This is a genomic window from Vreelandella sp. 162(4c) (assembly GCF_058152265.1).
In genome coordinates this window covers 1249489-1270642 of sequence record NZ_CM176981.1, presented here as the reverse complement: position 1 = coordinate 1270642, position 21154 = coordinate 1249489, and the positions used below count along the sequence as shown (strand labels likewise).

Annotated in this window: 19 protein-coding genes; 8 read left to right on the top strand and 11 right to left on the bottom strand. The window is 56.4% G+C overall.

Annotated elements, in window-relative coordinates; translation table 11 throughout:
- Window positions 1–47: 47 nt before the first annotated feature.
- Window positions 48–1058: an amidoligase family protein gene (locus AC4EYZ_RS05780; protein WP_490204163.1), complete on the bottom strand. Its 1011-nt coding sequence runs from the start codon at window positions 1056–1058 to the stop codon at window positions 48–50.
- A gap of 127 nt (window positions 1059–1185) precedes the next feature.
- Here AC4EYZ_RS05780 and AC4EYZ_RS05775 point away from each other — a divergent pair, with 127 nt between their 5' ends.
- The gene (locus AC4EYZ_RS05775) at window positions 1186–3720 is read left to right on the top strand and encodes a mechanosensitive ion channel domain-containing protein (protein ID WP_474193065.1); all 2535 of its coding nucleotides are present in this window, start codon (window positions 1186–1188) and stop codon (window positions 3718–3720) included.
- Here the strand turns inward: AC4EYZ_RS05775 and AC4EYZ_RS05770 are convergent.
- Together AC4EYZ_RS05770 and AC4EYZ_RS05765 are read right to left on the bottom strand one after the other, a co-directional pair.
- Window positions 3637–4068, bottom strand: coding sequence for a hypothetical protein (locus AC4EYZ_RS05770; RefSeq protein ID WP_474193064.1), 432 nt, complete (start codon window positions 4066–4068; stop codon window positions 3637–3639). The two genes, AC4EYZ_RS05775 and AC4EYZ_RS05770, sit on opposite strands and share 84 nt — an antisense overlap.
- Before the next feature lie 59 nt (window positions 4069–4127).
- The gene (locus AC4EYZ_RS05765) at window positions 4128–5147 is read right to left on the bottom strand and encodes a J domain-containing protein (RefSeq protein ID WP_022520650.1); all 1020 of its coding nucleotides are present in this window, start codon (window positions 5145–5147) and stop codon (window positions 4128–4130) included.
- A 112-nt stretch (window positions 5148–5259) separates the two neighbouring features.
- Here AC4EYZ_RS05765 and AC4EYZ_RS05760 point away from each other — a divergent pair, with 112 nt between their 5' ends.
- Window positions 5260–6690 carry a hypothetical protein gene (locus tag AC4EYZ_RS05760; RefSeq protein WP_490204162.1) on the top strand — a complete coding sequence of 477 codons (1431 nt, stop codon included), beginning with the start codon at window positions 5260–5262 and terminating at the stop codon, window positions 6688–6690.
- A gap of 161 nt (window positions 6691–6851) precedes the next feature.
- Window positions 6852–7541, top strand: a complete 690-nt coding sequence (locus AC4EYZ_RS05755) for a CBS domain-containing protein (RefSeq protein ID WP_027959889.1) — start codon at window positions 6852–6854, stop codon at window positions 7539–7541.
- Between the two features lie 43 nt (window positions 7542–7584).
- Here AC4EYZ_RS05755 and AC4EYZ_RS05750 read toward each other — a convergent pair whose 3' ends face one another.
- On the bottom strand, window positions 7585–8709 hold the full coding sequence (locus AC4EYZ_RS05750) for an aminotransferase class V-fold PLP-dependent enzyme (protein ID WP_474192367.1): 1125 nt from the start codon (window positions 8707–8709) through the stop codon (window positions 7585–7587).
- 272 nt (window positions 8710–8981) lie between these two features.
- Here AC4EYZ_RS05750 and AC4EYZ_RS05745 point away from each other — a divergent pair, with 272 nt between their 5' ends.
- The 3 genes from AC4EYZ_RS05745 to AC4EYZ_RS05735 all read left to right on the top strand — a co-directional run bounded on the left by AC4EYZ_RS05745 (window position 8982) and on the right by AC4EYZ_RS05735 (window position 11883).
- On the top strand, window positions 8982–9761 hold the full coding sequence (locus AC4EYZ_RS05745) for a ThuA domain-containing protein (protein WP_138799909.1): 780 nt from the start codon (window positions 8982–8984) through the stop codon (window positions 9759–9761).
- Entirely contained in the window at window positions 9758–10807 is a 1050-nt protein-coding gene (locus AC4EYZ_RS05740) for a Gfo/Idh/MocA family protein (protein ID WP_474192366.1), read from the top strand. Before AC4EYZ_RS05745 ends, AC4EYZ_RS05740 begins: the two co-directional genes overlap by 4 nt.
- An 86-nt stretch (window positions 10808–10893) precedes the next feature.
- On the top strand, window positions 10894–11883 hold the full coding sequence (locus AC4EYZ_RS05735; protein WP_474192365.1) for a LacI family DNA-binding transcriptional regulator: 990 nt from the start codon (window positions 10894–10896) through the stop codon (window positions 11881–11883).
- Here AC4EYZ_RS05735 and cdd read toward each other — a convergent pair.
- The 7 genes from cdd to AC4EYZ_RS05700 form a co-directional block, all read right to left on the bottom strand.
- The gene (gene cdd, locus AC4EYZ_RS05730; protein WP_474192364.1) at window positions 11880–12299 is read right to left on the bottom strand and encodes a cytidine deaminase; all 420 of its coding nucleotides are present in this window, start codon (window positions 12297–12299) and stop codon (window positions 11880–11882) included. The genes AC4EYZ_RS05735 and cdd overlap by 4 nt on opposite strands.
- A gap of 12 nt (window positions 12300–12311) precedes the next feature.
- On the bottom strand, window positions 12312–13037 hold the full coding sequence (gene deoD / locus AC4EYZ_RS05725) for a purine-nucleoside phosphorylase (RefSeq protein WP_027959881.1): 726 nt from the start codon (window positions 13035–13037) through the stop codon (window positions 12312–12314).
- Between the two features lie 29 nt (window positions 13038–13066).
- A complete protein-coding gene (locus AC4EYZ_RS05720) occupies window positions 13067–14311 on the bottom strand; it encodes a phosphopentomutase (protein WP_490204161.1) in 1245 nt (414 codons plus the stop codon).
- On the bottom strand, window positions 14308–15663 hold the full coding sequence (deoA, locus tag AC4EYZ_RS05715; protein WP_490204160.1) for a thymidine phosphorylase: 1356 nt from the start codon (window positions 15661–15663) through the stop codon (window positions 14308–14310). The genes AC4EYZ_RS05720 and deoA overlap by 4 nt, the downstream gene beginning before the upstream one ends.
- Window positions 15663–16457 (bottom strand): deoxyribose-phosphate aldolase, encoded by a 795-nt coding sequence (gene deoC / locus AC4EYZ_RS05710; protein ID WP_009287197.1) that lies wholly within the window; start codon window positions 16455–16457, stop codon window positions 15663–15665. The genes deoA and deoC overlap by 1 nt, the downstream gene beginning before the upstream one ends.
- 85 nt (window positions 16458–16542) lie before the next feature.
- Complete coding sequence (locus AC4EYZ_RS05705) at window positions 16543–17826, bottom strand: NupC/NupG family nucleoside CNT transporter (RefSeq protein ID WP_474192697.1); 1284 nt, start codon at window positions 17824–17826, stop codon at window positions 16543–16545.
- 36 nt (window positions 17827–17862) lie between these two features.
- Entirely contained in the window at window positions 17863–18708 is an 846-nt protein-coding gene (locus tag AC4EYZ_RS05700) for an outer membrane protein OmpK (RefSeq protein ID WP_022520639.1), read from the bottom strand.
- Window positions 18709–19018: 310 nt separating this feature from the next.
- On the opposite strand from AC4EYZ_RS05700, the gene AC4EYZ_RS05695 reads away from it, so the two are divergent.
- Together AC4EYZ_RS05695 and cyoA are read left to right on the top strand one after the other, a co-directional pair.
- Window positions 19019–19801: a DeoR/GlpR family DNA-binding transcription regulator gene (locus AC4EYZ_RS05695; protein ID WP_022520638.1), complete on the top strand. Its 783-nt coding sequence runs from the start codon at window positions 19019–19021 to the stop codon at window positions 19799–19801.
- 345 nt (window positions 19802–20146) lie between these two features.
- Window positions 20147–21154 (top strand): ubiquinol oxidase subunit II, encoded by a 1008-nt coding sequence (cyoA, locus tag AC4EYZ_RS05690; protein WP_009287201.1) that lies wholly within the window; start codon window positions 20147–20149, stop codon window positions 21152–21154.

Here is a 21154-nt window from a genome sequence, read left to right as displayed (position 1 = left end):
ATGAAGAATGCTAAACGGGTTTTATATAGCTGGGCTCTACAACACAATCAGTGTTCGCGGCGAAGCAAACGAACTAGTTTTTCTTTTACGCGGGTCAGCATCGGTCGGTTATGGTCGGCGATATGTTCAGCGCAGCGAGCGAGTAACACCTCAGAATTAGCGGCAAGTTTCTCGACTTCCACCCAGCGATTCCACTCGGTCACTGAGCCCCACCCCGGCTGGGAAAGCTGAGCGTTGGGTAAGCGGTAGTGAAAGGTGGGGCGCGGCTTGGTAAGCTGCGTATGCAGCAATTCATGAGAGTGGTCGGGGCGTAGATAGGCAAATAGCGGCAGCATATCCAGCTCGCGATTGCGCGTGGGATTATGGTGCAAGTAGTCGTCAATTAACGTGTCGAGATCAGGCGAATAGTGGCTATCCAGTATTTTTAACGCATAGGCTTTGTGAAATGGATTCGCGTGGGGCAGCATCTCACGGGTAATATCGACTTTAATTTCGTCGCGCAGCCAGCCAGCCAGCAGCAGGTACGCACGCAGCATGGCTAGCAAATAGTCAACGTCGAAACGCTCCGCTTCAGGGTTTAGGTGTAAGCCGAACCCATACAGCAGGCTGGCATCGGTGCCTTTAGCGCCATGTGCTCGTAGTGCCTCGAACAGCGCGTCTAAATCTTCCAGCTCATTCCAAGGTATCGGTGGGCAAACGATTTCGGTAGGCACCAGGCCTGTGACCATGTCGCCAATCAGCTCGCGGGTTTTGTGATGGAACTCGACCCGGCGTTGATGCTGATGGCGCGCCCACTCGCTATCTTCTGGGTGAGGGTCGTCGGCCAGCGATTTGTCGGGATGCGCGTATTGGGTGTCGAGCTCGATACCAAATTCGCCCCAGCGGGTATCCTCAACGAGTAGCCGATGGGGGCTTACCACGTTAAGCTCCCCGCCAAACAGTTCACGTACGATCATCGCCGTGTCTCGGGGCGGCAGTCCAGCGAACTCGATTTCAATGCCAACGTGCCGGATTTTCCCCTGGCTGTTTAAGCGGTTAGGTGGAGCTTGTAGCGTCATCTCGGCGTCCTTGAGGTGAACGTTTAAGTCTTCAGCCTATCATAGTCACGCGTTGAGACTGAGCGTATTAATAGCGGCGGCAAATGATAAGCAGGACGCCATCTAAGCTAATTTTCAGGAGTAAGGCGTGCGACAGCACTGGTTAATCAATTCGTTAATAGGTTTTGTCTTGTTTGTATTGGCAAGCCTAGCAATGACGAGCATGGCAATCACTCAGGCCCAGGCGCAAACGGTGTCGCTGCCCGGCCTGAGCAGCGGTTCCGAAGAGGAAAGCGCTGACGTTAGCGGTGAAGAGTTTCAGAAGTCGCTCACTGACGTCATCACCATGCTTGAAAACGAAGAGCGGCGCACAGAGTTGCTTAAATCGCTACGCGAATTGCAAGTAACCGCAGACGCTGCCAGCGCAGATGAGGGCGTAGTACGCCAAGGATTACTGGGTGCTCTCGCCGATACCTTAAGTGACCTGGGTGATCAGGCCCAGGCGGGGGATTCGCCGGTTGATCAGTGGTCACGCCAGCTGGTTCAGGGCGTAGATGATTTGCGCGCGCTTAACGATGATGCCGACCAGGGGGAGGCGATTCGAGCGATTGCCGAAGGGGCGGTGCTGGCCTTGGTTTGGGGCGTACTGTTGGTGCTGATGATTGCCTTTGGGCGCATGATCGCTACCCGGCGTGAGTGGCCGTTGGATCTGCCTCGGGATCCCAAGGGCTGGCTGATGGCAGTGCACTTTTTGCGTCGCATGCTGCCCTGGGCACTGTCGTTTGCCATTACCTTGGGGATTGGCCAGGTGCTGCCCGATAGCCCTGGGCGTACGCTAGTATTGGTAGTGGCCTATATCTGCCTGTGTGGCAGGGCGCTATCGGTGGTGTTTGAAACAGTCATCGCGTTCTTTAGCCGTGGCCATCGTTTTACTGCGGTTCAACTGCTTCAACAGCGTGCGCTGCGCGGGCTGTTTGTGATTGGTGCTTTGATTGCGCTTGGCGACGCGGTCAACTCCACTCGTCTCGTTGAAATGCTGGGTAGCGAGCTGTCGAGCCTAGCCTCTGTGCTTTCCAATATGCTCGCGGCGTTGCTTGCAGCGCGGTTTATTCTCAAGTTTAAGCGCCCCGTGCGCCACCTGATTTGCAACCGGCCCTTCAAGCAGCGGCGTGACGCCAGCACCGCGGTCGAAATGATTCGCTCCCTGGGGGGGCTATGGCACATACCCGCGCTGCTGCTGGTGAGTGGTTCGCTGCTGGCGATTTTTATCACCGTGGGCGATGTGGGCACTGCTCTGGCGCGCTCGATTATTTCCGCCAGCCTGCTGGTACTGACACTGGTAGTCACCGGGTTGCTGCGCCGCCAAGCGGAACGGATGGGTAAGCGTCGCCACCGCCGCCGTTATAGCCAGTATCGTAAACGTTTAGAGCGCTTCGGCTTCGTGTTGGCGCACATCTGCTCGTGGATGGTGTTTGCCGAACTCTCAATGCAGGTGTGGGGCAGTTCGTTCTTCGGTTTGGGCCAACAAGCCGTGGCCAGCGCGCGGATTGGCCAAGCGCTGGTTAGCTTGGGGGCCACGGTGTTGCTTGCATGGCTGGTATGGATATTTGCCGATACCGCCATTCAGCGAGCGCTAACATCGTCAGCCCGTTCACGTGGGCGGCGGGTCAATCAGGCCCGGGCGCAAACCATCACGCCGATGATCCGCAACGTCATCTTTGTAACCATTCTGATTATTGCCGTTATCGCCGGGTTGGCTAATTTGGGTGTCAACGTCACACCGCTGCTGGCGGGTGCTGGTGTGATCGGTCTGGCGATCGGTTTTGGTGCGCAAACGTTAGTGCAGGATTTGATTACCGGTATTTTTATCTTGATCGAAGATTCGTTAGCGGTCGATGACTTCGTGCAGATCAATAACCATATGGGCACGGTCGAGGGGCTGACGCTGCGCACTGTGCGGCTACGCGATTTGGATGGCATTGTGCACATCATCACCTTTAGCCGCATTGAGTCGATTCATAACATGTCCCGCCAGTTCGGCATCGCGCTGATGCGAATACGCATTCCGTTTGATATGAAAATCGACGATGCGATTACGCTGATGCAGGAGACTGCCCAGGAGCTGCGCCGTGATCCGATGATGCGCCACTACATCTGGTCGCCGCTGGAGATGCAGGGCGTTCAGGGCTTTGAAGATGGCTGCCCCATTTTACGCATGCGCTTTCGCACCGCGCCGGAGATGCAGTGGGATGTCTCGCGGGCGTTTAACCTGTTGCTGAAGCAGCGTATGGAAGCTCAAGAGATTGACCTGGGCGTGCCGCGTCTTAGTGTCAGTATGGAAGCACGCGCTGAAGACCGCATGGAGGCGACCGCGGGTACTTCATTCTCTTTAGAAGAGGGCTCGCAAGAACAAGCTGGGCAAGAAAACACTTCGCCTGAGAGTGAACAAGGCAAGCATAGCGCGACGCAAGCAAGTGACTTCAACCCACAGGAGCATAAGAAACCGGCACCTCCGAAGCCCGCGCCGCGCCCAACAAAAGCTGAGATTCGCCAGGATGAGCAGGCGCGCAAGCACGATAATACGACTAATCGTGCTGCGTCACATCGGCAAAAGCCCCAGGCACAGGGCAAGCCCCAGAGCGATTCCTATGCCAGCCCCGGTGGCGAACACGGCGATGAATAGCCACGGGCCCCGCCAGCGGCGCCAACGGTTGTACAACGAGACCGCGTGGCTAACGCGGTCGACCAGTTCGTCGTGACGGGAAATGGCGTGATCCGGCGGCAGCGAAAAGTCGTTGGCGACATCGCCCTGCCAGTGGGCGCCGTGACTGAGCCCCAGGCGCGCTCGTAGCTTTCCGATATCGCTGACGGTGTCGTGCAGCGTATCGTAGGTTTCGCGGCGTTCGGCAACCGCGAACACCGCCTCGGCATCCTGGCGTAGCGCGCTATGCTGGCAGCTAGCCACGGCTTGGCTGATTTCTTGTTCGTTGGCCTCGGGGGAAACCGCGAGGCGCTGGTACAAATCGCGCATAGGGTCAATTTATTCTCATGGGCCAGTGCATCCTGCGAAACGTCTAGCGTTACATGGTCTTAGTAAGTTTGCATCAAATAATCATAGGCGTTTTTAATACGCTGAAACCGCGCTGAGGCCAAGGCGACCTGTTGTTCACTTTCCGAATAGAAGCGGTCTGGATGGTGGAGCTGCGCCATCCGCCGATAGGCGTGGCGAACCTCTACCCGGGTGGCACCTGGGGTAAGTCCTAGCACCGAAAGCGCCCGAGTGGTGCGATCGGGCGGCGGTGAGGCGCGCTGCTGGCGATGCTCTTGTTGGCGATGCTGGTGACGAGAATCTTGCTGGCGAGAGCGGCGCCGTTCGCGCTCGGCCTGTTCGCGCTGCTGTTGTTGCCGTTGCCGTTCCTGCTCCTGTTGGCGCGTCTGTTCACGCTGGCGCTGCTGTTCCTGTTCGCGGGCTTGGCGAGCCTGCTCCTGGCGTTGCTGTTTCTCCTGCTGTTTTTGTTGCTTCTGCTGGTGGCGTCGCTCTTTCTGTTGTTGCTGCTGTTTGGCCCGAGCATTGGCCTGTTGGTGGTACTGCTCAGCGGCCTCGGCTTCGCGTGCTTTTCGGGCATGATAATCTGGGTCGTGTGCTTGCCAGTAAGCATCACGGCTGGGGTCTTCGGGTGTGGCAAGGGGTGTGCCGGTGAGCTCTTTAAACAGAGTATTCAAGGTCATTGGTGCGATACTTAGCAGGTCGGCCAAAAAACGCAAAATATAGTGGTTGGCCAGGGACAGCTCGCCGTCGTCAGTGGCGACGGTAATCGCTTGATGAATAACGCTCAGGCTGCGTTCTGTGCCGCATTCTTTGCGAACCACCTCGGCAGCTAGTTGGATCGCTTGCAAGTCTTGGCTACGGGCAATACTCATTACTGGCCCCAGCTCATGCCCGTGGCGAAACTGTGCGGTCACCTGAGCCAGGCGGCGGCGCCGCTGCCCCTCTGAAACATGTTGACGGTGCACCAGCACCCAGGCCAACAGCAGCAGGGTTGCCGTATCCACTTGGCTGCGGCTCTTTAATAGCAGCAGCTCAAAGGGTGAAAAACGGGCAATGGACATTTCCTAGCTCCATAGGTGAAGAGGTGAGCAGAGGGGTGGCTTTAGGTAGCGCCATGATCAAGTTAGCCATGGTATATCATCGCGTTAGGCAAAGGAGTAGGAGATTGATGAGTTGATCAACGTTGAGCGTAAAAACAGCTTTCAGCTGCGTCTTACCCGGCGGCTCAAGGAAGAGACATCGCATAACCTCGACGTCTATCTTTTTGTGCCTGGCGATTTGGGATTAAGCACCCAGCTTATCTCAGAAGAAGCCTTTTATCATGCCGCTATCAATGTCTCGCGCACCTACTACAGTGACGAGTATCTCTTACCGCTGGTGCACAGTCGGCTGGCCAGCCGTAATCGGCTCGGCAGCGACTCGTATCGGTTGAGCTTGAGTCTCTACGCCTATCAATACGTGGAAGCGATGGAGCGCACTACTCGAGCAATGTTGGTGAATGCCAATAAGCTGCGCCATGCTCGCCAAGAGGAGCGCGAAGAGAACAGTGAGGTGCAAGAGAGTGCCGTTGCCCTACGTGACCAACTGCATGAGATGATCGACTTGAGCGATGGTATTCTCAAGCGGCTGCGTCGCCACCAGCCTGATGACGAAAGTCTATATAAGTACTTTGCCAATATCGATAACTACCTCTCCTGGTTTACCGAGCAACAGCTGCTGGCGCTGGTGGCACACATGCCCCGCGGCGGAGAGTTTACCGATATTCGCCGACGTTTTATTAGCGTGTGTCACCGGGAGGGCGAGTATCGCCGCGAACAGCAGTACAACGCCGAGCGCGTGATGGCTGATCCCACGCGGATGTCGAATAAAATGCGCTTGTTGCGGCGCCTGATTGAGCACCCGATTACCCTGAAACAAGAGGCATTGGAGCTGGGTGGCGGCGAGCAAAAAGCGGTCAAAGCGCTTGCCACCGCCGTGGTAATGGCCTTTGTATCGTTAGGCGTGCTGCAGTTGCGTAATGCTCTGGGAGATATCACCGCGCTGTTCGTATTAGCCATGGCGCTGCTCTACGCCCTGCGCGAAGTGTTTAAGGATGATTTGCGCAATACCCTGTGGCGCTGGCTGCGTAAAGGCCGTCCCAAGTGGCGGCGCCAGTATTTAGACCCCACGCGCAACGCCGTGGTGGGCCGCCAGTTGGAGTGGTTTGACTACAAGCGCTACGCATCGCTGGGCGATGATATCAAGCAGATGCGCCGCCGTACGGTAGCCCAGCGTGAAGAAGTGGTGCTGCACTATCGTTCAAGCTCACGTATGTCGCCTACGCGCTTTTTGAGCGGCTACGAGCATACCCGCGAAACGCTCAATCTGGATATCTCGATGCTTACGCGACTAATGAGTAAGGGCAAGCATCACATCTATCGTTTAAAAGATGGCCAAGCGGTTCGCGAGGGCGTCGAGCGCCGTCATCTGTTTAACTTAGTGATTCGGGAGACGGGCAGCGAAGATACTCCTTACTTGGCCCGCTGGAAGGTTGTCGTTAGCCGCTCGGGCATTGTCGATGTCGAGAAAGTCGAAGAGAGCAGCGTGGTGAAGGAAAGTAACTAAAGTGCCAATAAACTGCGCTAGGTCAACTCAGCCTCAATGCGTTCTTTGAGATCGCTGGCCAGCATGGGCAAATCTTCAGCAGCGAGCTAGGCTCAAAGAACAAGCAGGATAATCTGCATCTGCGGCTCAGTCTTTAAAGGTTGAGCTCAAGGAGGAGTACAATGCAAGCTATCGATATTATGACGCCCAAAGTGGTGAGTGTGGGGCCTGACGCCGAAGTACGTGAAATTGCGCAACTGCTGCTCAAGCACCGTATTAGTGCGGTGCCTGTCGTAGATAGTGAGCGGCGGGTGATTGGCATTGTCAGCGAAGGTGATTTAATGCGCCGGGTAAAAAGTGACAGTGATCATGGACACTCCTGGTGGTTATCGCTGTTTACCGGCGGCAAGGATGCTGGCGACTATGTTAAGTCCCATGGTCGTAAAGCCCACGAGGTCATGACCCCGAATCCAATGACCGTGGAAGAGAACACGCCGCTGCATACCATTGCGCGAATGCTGGAAAAACATCATATCAAGCGGGTGCCTGTGCTACGTGATGGCAAGTTAGTGGGTATTGTTAGCCGTGCTAACTTGCTCCAGGGTATCGCCAATGCCGCAGTGGCGCCAACCCAGTCGCCCACGGATGATCGCCAAATTCGTGAGGCTATTCTCAAAGAAGTTGAGAATAATACCGGCGTACAAGTTGAAGGCATTAGCGTGATTGTGGATGGCGGCGCTGTGGAGGTATGGGGGCTGGTCGAATCCCTTGAACAGAAGCAGGCGGTAACCGTTGCTGCGGAAAACGTGCCTGGGGTTACCCAAGTTGAAAATCATCTGGGCATGATGCCGCGGGGCGTGGGCTATATGTGACCTAAAGCCCGCTATTAAAATAGCGGGCTCTGCCTTCTTTACCTTAAACCACTGCTTTAATCGCCTGCTCTAAGCTGTTCACGCTGCGCTCTGTGTGGTGCAGCTTATCGAGGCCAAATAGACCGATGCGGAAGGTTTGGAAGTTATCGCCTTCATCGCACATCAGCGGTACGCCTCCCGCCACTTGCACGCCCGCCTGGGCAAGTTTGCCCACTAAGCCGCTATCGTCGCTATAGCACACTACTACCCCCGGGGCCTCAAAACCTTCCGCAGCAACGCTCACAAAACCGTGGCGTTTAAGCATGGCGCGGACTTCCCGGCCAATCGCCTGCTGCTCCTCTTTTACCTTGGCAAAGCCGTAAGCGCGGGTCTCCTGCATAATGTCCCTTAGCTGCCGCAGTGCATCGGTAGGCATGGTGGCGTGGTAGGCGTGCCCGCCATTTTCGTAGGCCTGCATAATGCTGTGCCACTTGCCCAAATCACAGGCAAAGCTGTTGCTCTGGGTCTCACTTAAGCGCTGTGTGGCGCGTTCTGAGAGCATTACCATGGCGCAGCAGGGCGAACCGCTCCAGCCTTTTTGCGGCGCGCTTACCACCACATCAATGCCGAGTGCCTGCATATCCACCCACAGAGTGCCCGCGGCAATGGCATCCAGTACAAACAGGCCACCTACCTCGTGAGTGGCTTCGGCGAGCGCTTGAATATAGTCATCCGGAAGTAGCAAGCCCGCAGAGGTTTCGACTTGCGGGGCGAACACAACGGCAGGTTTTTCGCTACGAATCTGCGCGACGGCCTCCTCAATGGGCACTGGCTGAAAAGGCGAGCGAGGGTCATCGGCATTCAGACGTCGTGCTTTAAGCATCGTGTGCTGATCGGTTAAGCGACCCATCTCAATAATTTGCGTCCAGCGGTAGCTGAACCAGCCGTTGCGAATAACCAAGGTTTTCTGGTCAACGGCAAACTGGCGCGCCACCGCTTCCATACCAAAGGTGCCGCTACCGGGCACGATAACGGCCGCTTGGGCGTTGTACACCTCTTTCAGCGTGGCTGAAATATCCCGCATCACACCTTGAAACTGCTGTGACATGTGATTCAGCGAACGGTCTGTGTAGACCACCGAGTATTCAAGCAAGCCGTCGGGGTCGACGTTGGGTAGTAAACCAGCCATGGCGTTCTCCTGTTTTTAGAAACAGCCTGTTGTTAGAAGCAAATCATTAAACACGCATCGTGAGTCACGCTAAAGCGCGAGGTTGCGTTTCAGAATACGGATAACTTCGTCGCGATGCCAATGGTGATGGTCTAGGCACTATAAGCGGGCTAGCGACTAAAGTTGCACATGGGTAAACGTTTACGTATTCGAGGTAAGCGTTTACTTTGTGGGTTATGCAGCACTTTTAAGCTGCTTTTGTGCTGTTAACCAGCTATGGCTAAGGAGAATAGATGACCATTAACGTTACCGTTTGGGGTGAAAACGTCCACGAACAAACCAATGAAGTCGTGGCGCGAATTTATCCAGAAGGTATGCATCACTGCATCGCGGAAGGTTTAAACGAAGCGGAGGGTATCCACGCCAACGCGGTTACCTTGCAAGATCCCGAACAGGGTTTAAGTGAAGAGACTCTCGAGAATACCGATGTGCTGCTGTGGTGGGGCCACGCTGCCCATGGCGATGTGTTGGAGGAAACTGTCGACCGCGTGCAGGCGCGCGTGTTGCAGGGGATGGGGCTAATTGTGCTGCATTCTGGGCACTACGCAAAAATCTTCAAACGCCTGATGGGCACGACCTGCTCACTTAAGTGGCGGGAAGCGGGAGAGCGCGAGCGGCTGTGGGTCGTTAACCCTGGTCACCCTATCGTTCAGGGCCTGGGCGACTATATCGAACTGCCGCATACTGAAATGTACGGCGAGCCATTTGCGGTGCCAAACCCCGATGAAGTGATTTTTATCAGCGCCTTTGAGGGCGGTGAGGTATTCCGTTCAGGGCTGACCTACAAGCGCGGCAACGGCAAGATTTTCTACTTCCGCCCAGGTCACGAAACCTATCCGATCTATTACAACGAACAGGTAAAAACCGTGCTGAAGAACGCTGTGAAATGGGCGCGCCCGGAAGGCTCCCGCTGGATCGATAGCTGCCCCAATGTTCCTGCCGACCAGGCCCCCAACCCGGTGGAAATCAAAGGCGAAGGGCTGCATAAACCTGGCGAGGAGGGCTTCAAATGATCCGTTTAGCGATAATTGGCGCTGGCAGTATGGCGGGGGAACACGCCAAGCACTTTAGCCGGATCGAGGGGGTGGAAGTAGTGGCGGTGTGCGATATGGAGCTGGCCAAGGCCCGCGACTTTGCTGGCCGTTTTGGTATCGCCGATGCGTATGACGACCTGGAAGCTATGCTGGCGCGGGAAGATATCCAAGCCGTTAGCAATGTCACGCCAGATGGTGTTCATAAGCGCACGTCATTGGCCGCGATCACCGCAGGTAAGCATATCCTGTGCGAAAAGCCGCTGGCGACGAATGCGGATGATGCTCATGAAATGGCCCAAGCGGCGCAGGCCGCCAAGGTCATCAATATGGTCAATTTTAGCTATCGCGATGCCCCGGCCATTCAGCACGCTCGCGCGCTGATTACCGCTGGGGCGATTGGTCAAGTTCGCCACGTAGATGCCAGCTACCGGCAAAGTTGGCTGGTCAGCAATGAGTGGGGGCGCTGGGATCAGGAGAGCCAGTGGCTATGGCGGCTCTCGGAAGCCCATGGCAGCAAAGGTGTACTGGGCGATGTGGGAGTTCACATTGTCGATTTTGCCAGCTTTCCGGTCGGCGATATTACTCGCGTTAACTGCGAACTGACCTGTTTTGAAAAAGCTCCAGACAACCGGATTGGTGATTATTTGTTGGATGCCAACGATACCGCGCTAATGCGAGTGACGTTTGCCAATGGGGCCAAGGGCACCATTCAAGCCACCCGCTGGGCGACCGGGCACCACAACTCGTTAACCCTGAGCGTACACGGCGATAAAGGTGCTACTCGCGTCGATTTAGACGCCTCAAAAGACGACGTGCAGGTGTGTTTGGACGATGACGTTCACCCGGCGCGCTGGAACACAGTGAAGGCACCACCAACACCCAGTATCTATCAGCGTTTTGTGGAAAGCATCCGCAGTGGTCAAAACGACCAGCCGGACTTTGCCCGCGGCGCGGCGATTCAAACCGTTCTTGATGCCTGTGTTATCTCCAGTCAGGAAGATCGCAGCCTGGAAATTGCAGTGTAATCAGCGTCGCAACACAGGGCGTTTTTCGGCACACTGACAGCCTTCCAGATGAGTAATAGGGCGGGAAATAGTCGTTGAGAGATTCGGTGATAAAGAGCAAACAAAGCGCCCAAACGGCCACCATTCGAGAAATTGCCCGGCGGGCTGAGGTATCGATTGCCTCGGTTAGCCGGGCCCTGAACGGCAAGCCAGGGCTCAGTGACGCCCTGCGTGAGAAGATTTTGGCGATTAGCCATGAAGTGGCCTACCAACCCAGCGCCGCGGCTCGTCAGCTAATAAGCGGTAAAACGGCGGTGGTAGGCATCTCTCTTGGCCGTCAGGATATCGAGCTGCGCCCTTACTATATCTTGCTCTACCAGCACCTTACCGTGGCCCTTCATCAGCAGGGTATAGTGCCGGTGTTCTTTAATCACCAACAAACCGCTGAATTACCCGAACGCGCGGGGGCAGCTATTTTGCTTGGTGAAGCCCCAGACGATGAGCGCCCAGCGCTGCTTAAGGCCGCTGCGATTCCTTTTGTGCGCATAGGTGATGCCGGGGAAGGCTTTTCCGTCGCCCCGGACGATCGGCAGGGGCTGTATGAGATGACCCACCACCTCATTACCCAGGGTCGCAGGCGGCTGGCGTTTATGGGCGGCGAGCTAGAGGTGCCGCGTCCCCATAGCCGTTTGGAGGGCTACCGGCGGGCGTTGGCAGAGGCTGGGTTTGCTGAACGCTTGATCAGCCTACCGCACCGCTTCGCGTCAGACTCCCTTAACAGCTATCGCTATCTAAATCGCTATTTAGACGAAGAGGGCACTCAATCACTGCCTTTTGATGCGCTGGTATGCGCCACCGACGAACTAGCGTTGGGCTGTGTGGCCGCGCTTGAAGACCGCGGGATTGAAGTGCCTTTTCAGGTCGCGGTGACAGGCTTTGATGACCTGCCCACCCTCGCTACTGGGCTCACCACCGTACGGCAGGATATTGCCGAGATAGCCGAGACGAGCATGGCACTACTGGCAGAAGCAAGGGCGGGAGAAGCGCCCCGGCACGTATCGTTGCCGGTGGCGCTGGTGCTACGGGAAACGAGTTAACGCGGCGGCAACTGCTCCGGCCCGAAGGCGTCGGGGAGCAGTGCTTCCATGGTGTAGGTTTTGAGCAGTTCGCCGCTGCCGGATAGCACCTTGATCTGAGTCTCTGGCGTGGCGAACTCGCGAATGCGCTGACGGCAGTCGCCGCAGGGCGTGCATAAGTGATCAGCGGGGCCCATGACGTAGACGGTCGCCAACTGGCGTTGGCCTGCGGTCACCATGGCGGAAATGGCCGAGGCTTCAGCACACAGGCCTTTGTAGTGCGCCACTTCCACATTAGCGCCCGCAAACTGCTGACCGTCAGGGGTCACCATCACCGACGCCACCGGGTGATTAGAGTAGGGCACATAGGCGTTAGCCCGCGCGCTGAATAACTTCTCAACGATCTCTTCTGATACTTCATCCGTTTGCTGACTCATCACAACTTCCTCTTAAGCGCGGGCTGCGTCGTCGCGTAACACGGTGTCCAAAGCAATCAGCATCATGTCGTCAAAGGTAGTTTGACGGTCTGCGCTGGAGAGCGAATCGCCTTTCAGGATGTGATCCGATACGGTGCAGATGGTCATGGCGCGGGCGCCAAACTCAGCGGCGACGCCGTAAAGACCTGCGGCTTCCATCTCGACGCCGACAATGCCGTAGCGCTTGAGCATTTCAGCCATTTCGGTTTGCGGGTTGTAGAACAAGTCTGCAGAGAAGATGTTGCCCACTTTGACCGGCACGTTTTTGGCCTTGGCGGCGGCCACTGCGTGCTGGGTGAGTTCAAAATCCGCAAGCGCGGCGAAGTCGTGGTCGTTAAAGCGCATGCGGTTGACCTTGGAGTCGGTGCTGGCGCCCATGCCGATGACCACATCGCGGACGTTGACATCGTCGCGCACCGCGCCGCAGGAGCCCACGCGAATTAGCGATTTTACGCCGTAGTCGGTGATCAGCTCTTTGGCATAGATGGAGACCGACGGAATGCCCATGCCGTGGCCCATCACGGAAATCTCGCGGCCTTTATAGGTGCCGGTATAACCAAACATGTTGCGCACGTCGTTGACCTGACGCACATTCTCCAGGTAAGTATCGGCGATGTATTTGGCGCGCAGCGGGTCGCCGGGCATCAGTACGGTATCGGCAAAATCACCGGGAGCAGCGTTAATATGTGGGGTTGCCATCAAAGGTCTCCTTTAAGCGGCGCTAGTCGTTAAGCGGCGTCGGGTAGAAAGCTTTTGCCATCGGCCATGGCCGGTAGCAGGAAAAAGTCGGCCAGGGTTTGGCCAATATCGGCAAAGGTGCCGCGCTCGCCCAGCGGGCCGGGGGTAAAGCCGGGGCCATGTACCAGAATGGGGATGTACTCGCGGGTGTGCTCGGTGCCGTGCCAACTGGGGTCGCAGCCGTGATCGGCGGTGAGAATCAGCAGATCATCTTCGCTTAGCGCAGCCAGTAGCTTAGGCAGCTTTGCATCGAAATCTTCCAGCGCGGCGGCATAGCCCGGCACGTCCCGGCGGTGGCCATAGACCGAGTCAAAATCGACAAAGTTGGTCATGATCATGGCGCGCTCGCCTTCGTCGCGTTGGTTGGTGCGCTCGATCTCTCTGAGGGTGGCGTCCATGAGTGCGTCATGGCCGCTGGCTTTTACCTTGTGGGTAATGCCGCAGTGGGCGTAGATATCGGCGATTTTACCAAGCGAGACCACTTCGCCACCGGCATCGGCGAGCTTTTGCAGTACGGTGGGCGAGGGCGGCTCAACGCTGTAGTCGCGGCGGTTGCCGGTGCGGGCGAAAGTGGTGCTGTCTTCGCCAATAAACGGACGCGCAATGACACGGCCAATATTGTAGGGCTCAAGCAGTTCGCGGACGGTTTCGCACAGCTTATAAAGCCGTTCAAGGCCGAAATGCTCTTCGTGAGCGGCGATCTGAAAGACCGAATCCGCCGAGGTGTAAACAATTGGCTTGCCGGTGGCGACGTGCTCTTCACCCAGGCGGGTGATGATCTCGGTGCCTGACGCGTGGCAGTTGCCAATCACCCCAGTGAGGTCGGCTTCTTGCACGATGGCGTCGAGCAACTCAAGGGGGAAACTGTCGGTTTTATCTAGAAAGTAACCCCACTCGAAGCGTACCGGGACTCCGGCAATTTCCCAATGGCCGGAAGGGGTATCTTTGCCGCTGGAAATTTCTTTGGCGTGGGCGTAAGCACCTTCCAGACTATCCGGCAGCGTGACGCCTTCGGCAACGCTGCCCGTGGCATCGCGGTGGGCGTGAAATAGCCCCAGCTTGGCCATATTGGGCAGTTTCAGCGGCCCTGAACGGTTGGCGTTATCCGCTTCGCCACGGGCGCAGGCAGCGGCGATATGGCCCAGAGTATCGGACCCTTCATCACCGAAGGTCGCGGCATCCGGGGCGGCGCCAATCCCAAAGGAGTCAAGTACCAGTACAATCGCGCGGCTCATAAGGTTTCTCCACGAAAAGTGTCTTGTAGCAGGGTGTCGGCGCTGGCCGTACCTTCGCCAATCGAAAACGCCGCGCGCAGCTGTTCGGCGGCACGTTCAGCGGCGGCTTCACTGCGGGCGTGAACCGTCGCAATGGGGCGCTGGCTATCCACGCTTTCGCCGATTTCGACGATATCCGTAAAGCCGACACTGTGATCGACGCTGGCGTCGTTGCGCAGGCGACCACCGCCCAGCTCCACCACGCTCATACCTACAGCGCGGGTATCAATACGTTGGACCACACCGGCTTGCTCGGCATACACGGGTTTAATAACGTCGGCCTTGGCCAGGTAGTGCTCTGAGCGCTCCATAAAGTCGTTGGGGCCGCCGAGTTCGCGCACCATGCGGGCGAATACTTCAGCAGCTGCGCCAGAGGTTAGCGCCTTCTCAAGCTGAGTAAGCGCTTCTTCACGTGAGCCTGCGAGCCTGCCGGCGATCAACATTTCCACGGCCAGTTCACGGGTGACTTGCATCACGCGGCTGTTGGGGCGGTCGCCACGCAGCAGGGCCAGAGTCTCAACGATCTCTACGGCGTTACCGGCGCAGGGCGCCAGCGGCTGACTCATATCGGTGAGCAGGGCGGTGGTGGGCGTGCCTGCCTGGGTGGCCACATTGGCGATGCTTTTGGCCAGTTCGCGGGATTTTTCCGGCGTAGGCATAAAAGCGCCGCTGCCGACTTTAACGTCCATTACCAGCGCATCCAGTCCGGAGGCCAGCTTCTTGCCCAAGATAGAGGCGGTAATCAGCGGAATTGATTCTACCGTTGCGGTCACATCGCGTACGCCGTAGATGCGTTTGTCGGCGGGGGCGAGATCACCCGTTTGGCCAATAATCGCCACGCCGGTGGTTTTCACCACCTCGCGGAAGCGCTCAGGGGCAGGGTAGGGGTCGTAGCCGGGGATCGATTCGAGCTTATCCAGGGTGCCACCGGTGTGGCCCAGGCCGCGACCGGAGATCATCGGTACAAAGGCGCCGCAGGCGGCGACCCAGGGGCCGAGCACCAACGAAACCAAATCGCCCACGCCGCCGGTGGAGTGCTTGTCGACGATCGGACCGGGCAGGTTTAGATCGCTCCACTGCATCACGTGGCCAGAGTCGCGGGTGGCGGTGGTCAGCGCAACGACTTCTTCACGGCTCATGCCGTTGAGAAACACGGCCATGGTGAAGGCGCCAATTTGGGCGTCGCTGATGCGATCATCGGCAATGCCCTGCACAAAGGCTTTAATCTCTTCCGCGGGCAGCGGCTGGTTATCACGCTTTAGGCGAATCAGCTCCTGGGGAAGAAGGGTGTGTTTAGTCGCGTTGGCAGACATTAGTAACCTCCGTCAGTGGTGGCCGCGTTGGTGTTGCCGGTCAACGTAGCCAGCAGATTACCCAGCAGGCTAGAGGCACCAAAGCGGAAGTGAGCGGGCGTCGCCCAGCCTGAGCCCATAATATCGTTAGCAAGAGCCAAATATTCTGCTGCGTCTTCGGCGGTTTTGACGCCACCTGCTGCTTTAAAACCAACGTCTTGGCCACTGGCCTTGATGGCTTTGAGCATAATTTCTGCGGCTTCCAGTGTAGCGTTAACAGCTACTTTGCCGGTCGAGGTTTTAATGAAATCCGCACCGCCTTCAATGGCCAGTTCGCTGGCGCGTTTGATCAGCGCAGGTTCTTTGAGCTCGCCGGACTCAATGATCACTTTGAGCAGTGCTTGACCAGCGCAGGCGGCTTTGCACATTTCTACCAGCTCAAGGCCGGTCTCTTCGTCGCCTGCCATCAACGCGCGGTAGGGAAATACCACATCAACTTCATGGGCGCCGGAGGCAACCGCATCGCGGGTTTCACGGGCGGCGGCCATAATGTCGTCGTCGCCATTAGGGAAATTGGTGACCGTGGCGATCTTCACCTGCTCGTTTAGCTTGTGAGCCGTAAGGGCACGCTGGGCGGTGACAATAAACTGTGGGTATACGCAGACCGCGGCAGGGGTGCCAAAGGGCGTTTTCACCTGCTGGCAGAGCGCTTCAATGGTGCTGTCCGTGTCGTTGTCGTTCAGGCTCGTCAGATCCATGAGGGTGAGTGCTTGGCGGGCGGCTTGGACGATATGGGGAGAGGCGGTCGCAGTCATGGAATTCTCACAAATCAGTAAAAGATAAAAACGGGCACTGCGGATAAAGCCGCAGTGCCCGCCACCTTCAGTAAAACCCGCTGCGTTAAGCAGTGACGTTACTTAGGGCGATAAAGAAGCCAGCAATCGAGGCCGACATCAAGTTGGACAGTGTACCGGCCAATACGGCTTTGACGCCAAAACGAGCAATCTCTTTGCGGCGGGTAGGGGCAATGCTACCCAGGCCACCCAGCAGAATCGCAATGGAGGAGAGGTTCGCAAAGCCACACAGCGCAAAAGAGAGGATCGCCATGGTGTGCGGTGTCATTATCTGACCCGTCGCAGCTACCACCTGTTCCCCATCAATGTAAGGCGCTAGGTTGATGTAGGCGACAAACTCGTTGACCACTAATTTTTGGCCAATGAATGAACCAGCCAGCGTCGCTTCTTCCCAGGGTACACCCAACAGGAAGGCAAGCGGGGCAAACAGCCAGCCCAGGATCAGCTCCAGGCTCAGCGAGTCAAAGCCCACCCAGCCGCCAATGCCACCCAGGATGCCGTTGATCAACGCAATCAGCGCGATAAAGGCGAGTAGCATGGCGCCCACGTTGGCCGCGAGCATTAGGCCCGAGGTAGCGCCCGATGCTGCAGCGTCCAGTACGTTGGCAGGTTTATCTTCCAGGGCTTCAATCTCTTCTTCCACCTTGGTAACGCTGTCGCTGTCGGTAACGTCTTGGGTTTCCGGCATGATCAGCTTGGCGAACAGCAACCCGCCCGGCGCCGCCATAAAGGAGGCCGCTACCAAGTACTCCATGGGAATACCCAGCGCGGCGTAGCCCGCCAATACTGAACCGGCGACCGATGCCAGACCACCACACATAACGGCAAACAGCTGCGAAGGCGTCATGCGGGCGATAAACGGACGCACCACCAAAGGTGCTTCGGTCTGGCCGACGAAAATATTTGCCGTTGCAGAAAGCGACTCCGTGCGAGAGGTGCCCAGGGCTTTTTGCAGGGCACCACCGAGGATGCGAATCACCCACTGCATAATGCCGATGTAGTAGAGCACGGCGATCAGCGAGGAGAAGAAGATAATGACGGGGAGTACTTTGATCGCAAATACAAAGCCGACATTATCCACATCGGCTAAGCCGCCGAACAGAAAGCCGATACCATCGTTGGCATACACCAAAATTTGGCTAACGCCGGAGGAGATGGCCTGTAGTACCGCTTGGCCAAACGGCACATAAAGTACAAAGGCACCAATCCCCGCTTGTATAGCAAAGGCGCCCAGCACGGTACGTAGCCGGATCGATTTACGGTCGTAGGAGAAGATCAGGGCAATGGCCACCAGAGTGACCATACCCACCAAGCTCATAAGGAGTGTCATAAGGAGATCCTTCGAGTCCGCGAGTAAGAAGCGCGTTTATAGTAAGTTGAGCTTGACGGAGTAGATCATCGCATTCTGATAATTGTTGGGGGTGCCCAACTTATTGTCAGAGTAGCGATACTGAATGCCAGTGGTGATCAAATCACTCGGATGCCACCATAGGCTCAGTGCACCGTTGGTGCCTACACTGCCCGCTGTATCGCCCACGTAGTTCTGCTCCAGATACTCATCGTCGCGACCAAAGGTCTGTTCGTGCCAGTTGGTGACGCTGAAGTCCTGGTTGAGTGCAGTGAAATCATAACCCGCGACCCAGCCTGCCATATAGCCGTTCATGCCGGTATAGCTGTTACTTTGTACCCGCGCAGCACCGATAAAGGGCTTGAACCACAGGCCATTGTCGAAGGTAGTGCGGTAACCCAAACCAAGAATCTGATCCTGCTCGCGGCTGTCATAACCGTAATCACGGAAGTCATACAGGTGGGCGTAAATCGACAGCGAGCTGTCACCCAGGTAAATGTGTGAGGTCACTTTACCCGCGGTGCGGAAGTTGTCTTTACCACCGCTGGACTCATCGAACTGGTCGTTGGTGGGGTTCTCGAAATCAAAGAAGCCGTAGAACTCGCCCCAGCTAAAGCCAGCGCCGCCTTCGATTTCGAGAAACATAAAGTCGCTTTTCGCCGCGTTGGAAGCGGTGCGCGCCTCGGTGCCGTTTGACCAGTCCAGGTAGTTAACCGAAACGTTGGCGAATGACCACAGTCGATCTAGAGGATGCGACTGAGCAGCCTCGTCTGCCATTAGCGGCGTAGTGAGTATGGCCCCTAATACGCCAGCGCCAAGCGCGATCTTAGACGAAGGGGGGCGAGAGTGTGTACGAGCAGTCATGAGAGCCTCAACATTGGTTGTCGCGGAGCCACTTGGGTGTGGCTATCCGAGGTTGTAGTCGTGCGGGCTGGCGTTAATGTTAAAATTATAACATTTAGTGTTATTTTTCTAACGTTGATTTGCAAGAGTTGTCACATCAACGCTATTTAAATGTCATATGGCTCTCATTGAGGCACTAATAGCACCAATAGCCGTCGTAGCAGTGGAAATTACGCCGCCGCTCGCTCAGCATAGAAATGAAAATGGACGCAACACCGATGCTCTCGTTGCGAAAATCACAACAAGAGGGGTTTGCCAGGAGATGCCCACCATGAATGGCCGTAGTGCGCTGCGCCTTGCCAAGCTTCAGGAAGCGCTTGCCAGTGGCGGTACTCTTCATCTGCGCGATGCCGCAGAGCTATGCGATGTTTCCGAAATGACCATCCGTCGCGATCTGACGACTCAGGATACTGCCATTAGCCTGCTGGGTGGACGCCTAGTGATGGCAAACTACCCTGGCGTAACGCCTATTTATGACTTGACCGAACAGCAGGCTAGCCACTACCAGGCCAAGTATCGGCTTTGTCAGCGGGCGTTAGCCTACATAGAAGAGGGCGATACGCTGTTTATCGACTGCGGCTCAACGCTAATGCCGCTGCTGAGCCAGTTAAGTCATTTCCGAGAGCTGACGGTAGTGACCTATGCGCTTAATGTTGCCAATGCCGTTGCCGCCCTGCCCAACGTGCGCTTGGTGCTACTGGGCGGGCTGTTTTATGCCACCTCGCAGTCATTCGGTAGCGACAATATGACTGCTGCTATCGAGCGGTTAGGCATTAATAAGGCGCTGATCTCCGCTGCAGGGGTGGATTTAGAGCGTGGTGTTAGCTGCTTTCACTTTCACGAAGTGGCGCCTAAACAGGCTGCCATTGCCACCGCTATGCAGCGCCTGTTGGTGGTAGATGCCAGTAAGTTCAGCGTAGTTCGCCCGGCCTATTTCGCTGCTCTGGACGATTTTGATGTGGTGGTTACCGACGAAGAGGGCGCCCCGCAGTTGCTTAAAAAAAATGGCCGCGTTGTACCTGAGATAGTGGTTCCCACCGTCACAGTGGCGTAAGCGATTTCCCCCTTGCTCATCCCAGTCAATACCTTGGGTGCGGCAATGCGCCACTTCTTTCATGATCTCGATCAATAGAAAATACTTTAGTCTTAACTGCTTAAGCCTTTAGTGCTTAGGCCAGCGAGGCTCGTCGCCAATTCCCATCCGGCGACGCATATTTTTCCCGGAGCAATGGCGCCCAGCGTCACGTGTGCACTGTCCTTGAGAGCGTTTTCCTAGCACGTTTTCAAGAGCGCCATGCAGAGCATGTTTTGGGAAGAGTATGGGGTGGTAGTTAGCCTGCTATGTAGAAGGGCGACATGGCTAGCTAGTGTTTTAAACAACCTCTGACGAGATCACACCATGCAACGACGCTCACTTTGGCGCAGGCGAGGCACTCTAGTGCTCCTTGCGCTGTGTCTGTTTCTAGCAGGCTGTAGTTCAGCGCTGCTAGACCCAAAAGGCCAGATTGGCGCTGAGCAGCGCACACTGATTCTGACCGCCTTTGGCCTAATGTTGATTGTAGTTATTCCTGTGATTGTCATGACGCTGCTGTTTGGCTGGCGTTACCGGCGTAGTAATAGCCTGGCTAAATACACGCCTGATTGGGCGCACTCCAACGTGATTGAAGCGGTGGTGTGGATCGTGCCCTGTGCGATTATCGCGGTGCTCGCCCTGTTGACCTGGAAGACCTCCCATAGCCTTGATCCCCACAAACCGCTGGAAAGCGATGTGGCGCCGATCGAAATACAGGCGGTGGCGCTTGATTGGAAGTGGCTGTTTATCTACCCCGAGCAGGGTATTGCCAGTGTTAACGAAGTGGCCTTTCCGGTAGATACACCGGTGCGCTTTAGGGTCAGCTCAGGCTCAGTGATGAACGCTTTCTTTATCCCCCATCTTGGCAGCCAGATTTATGCCATGGCGGGCATGGATAACGATGTCCATCTCATCGCCGATGAAATTGGTAGCTACCCTGGTCGTTCCACCAACTACAGTGGCGCGGGCTTCTCTGGCATGACCTTTGAAGCCAAGGTGACCAACCCCGAGGATTTTGACGCCTGGGTGGAAACGGTACGCGCTGCTCCACAAACGCTGACCTACCCAGAAGGTTATGAAGCGTTGGCGGAACCTAGCGAATCGAATCCGGTTGAGTACTTCTCAGCCATCTCACCATCGCTGTATGAAAGCATCTTACGAAGCTTCCATACCGGCGGCGAGCATCAGATGGGCGGCGATCATGCTGACTCCCACGATGGCGAAAATGAGAAGACTGCCGATCACGCGGCCGAATCAGGTCATGTCACTAACAACCATGCTAGTCAGGATAATGCCATGCGCAGCCACTCCTCTAGCGTAGAAGTGGGAGGTTAA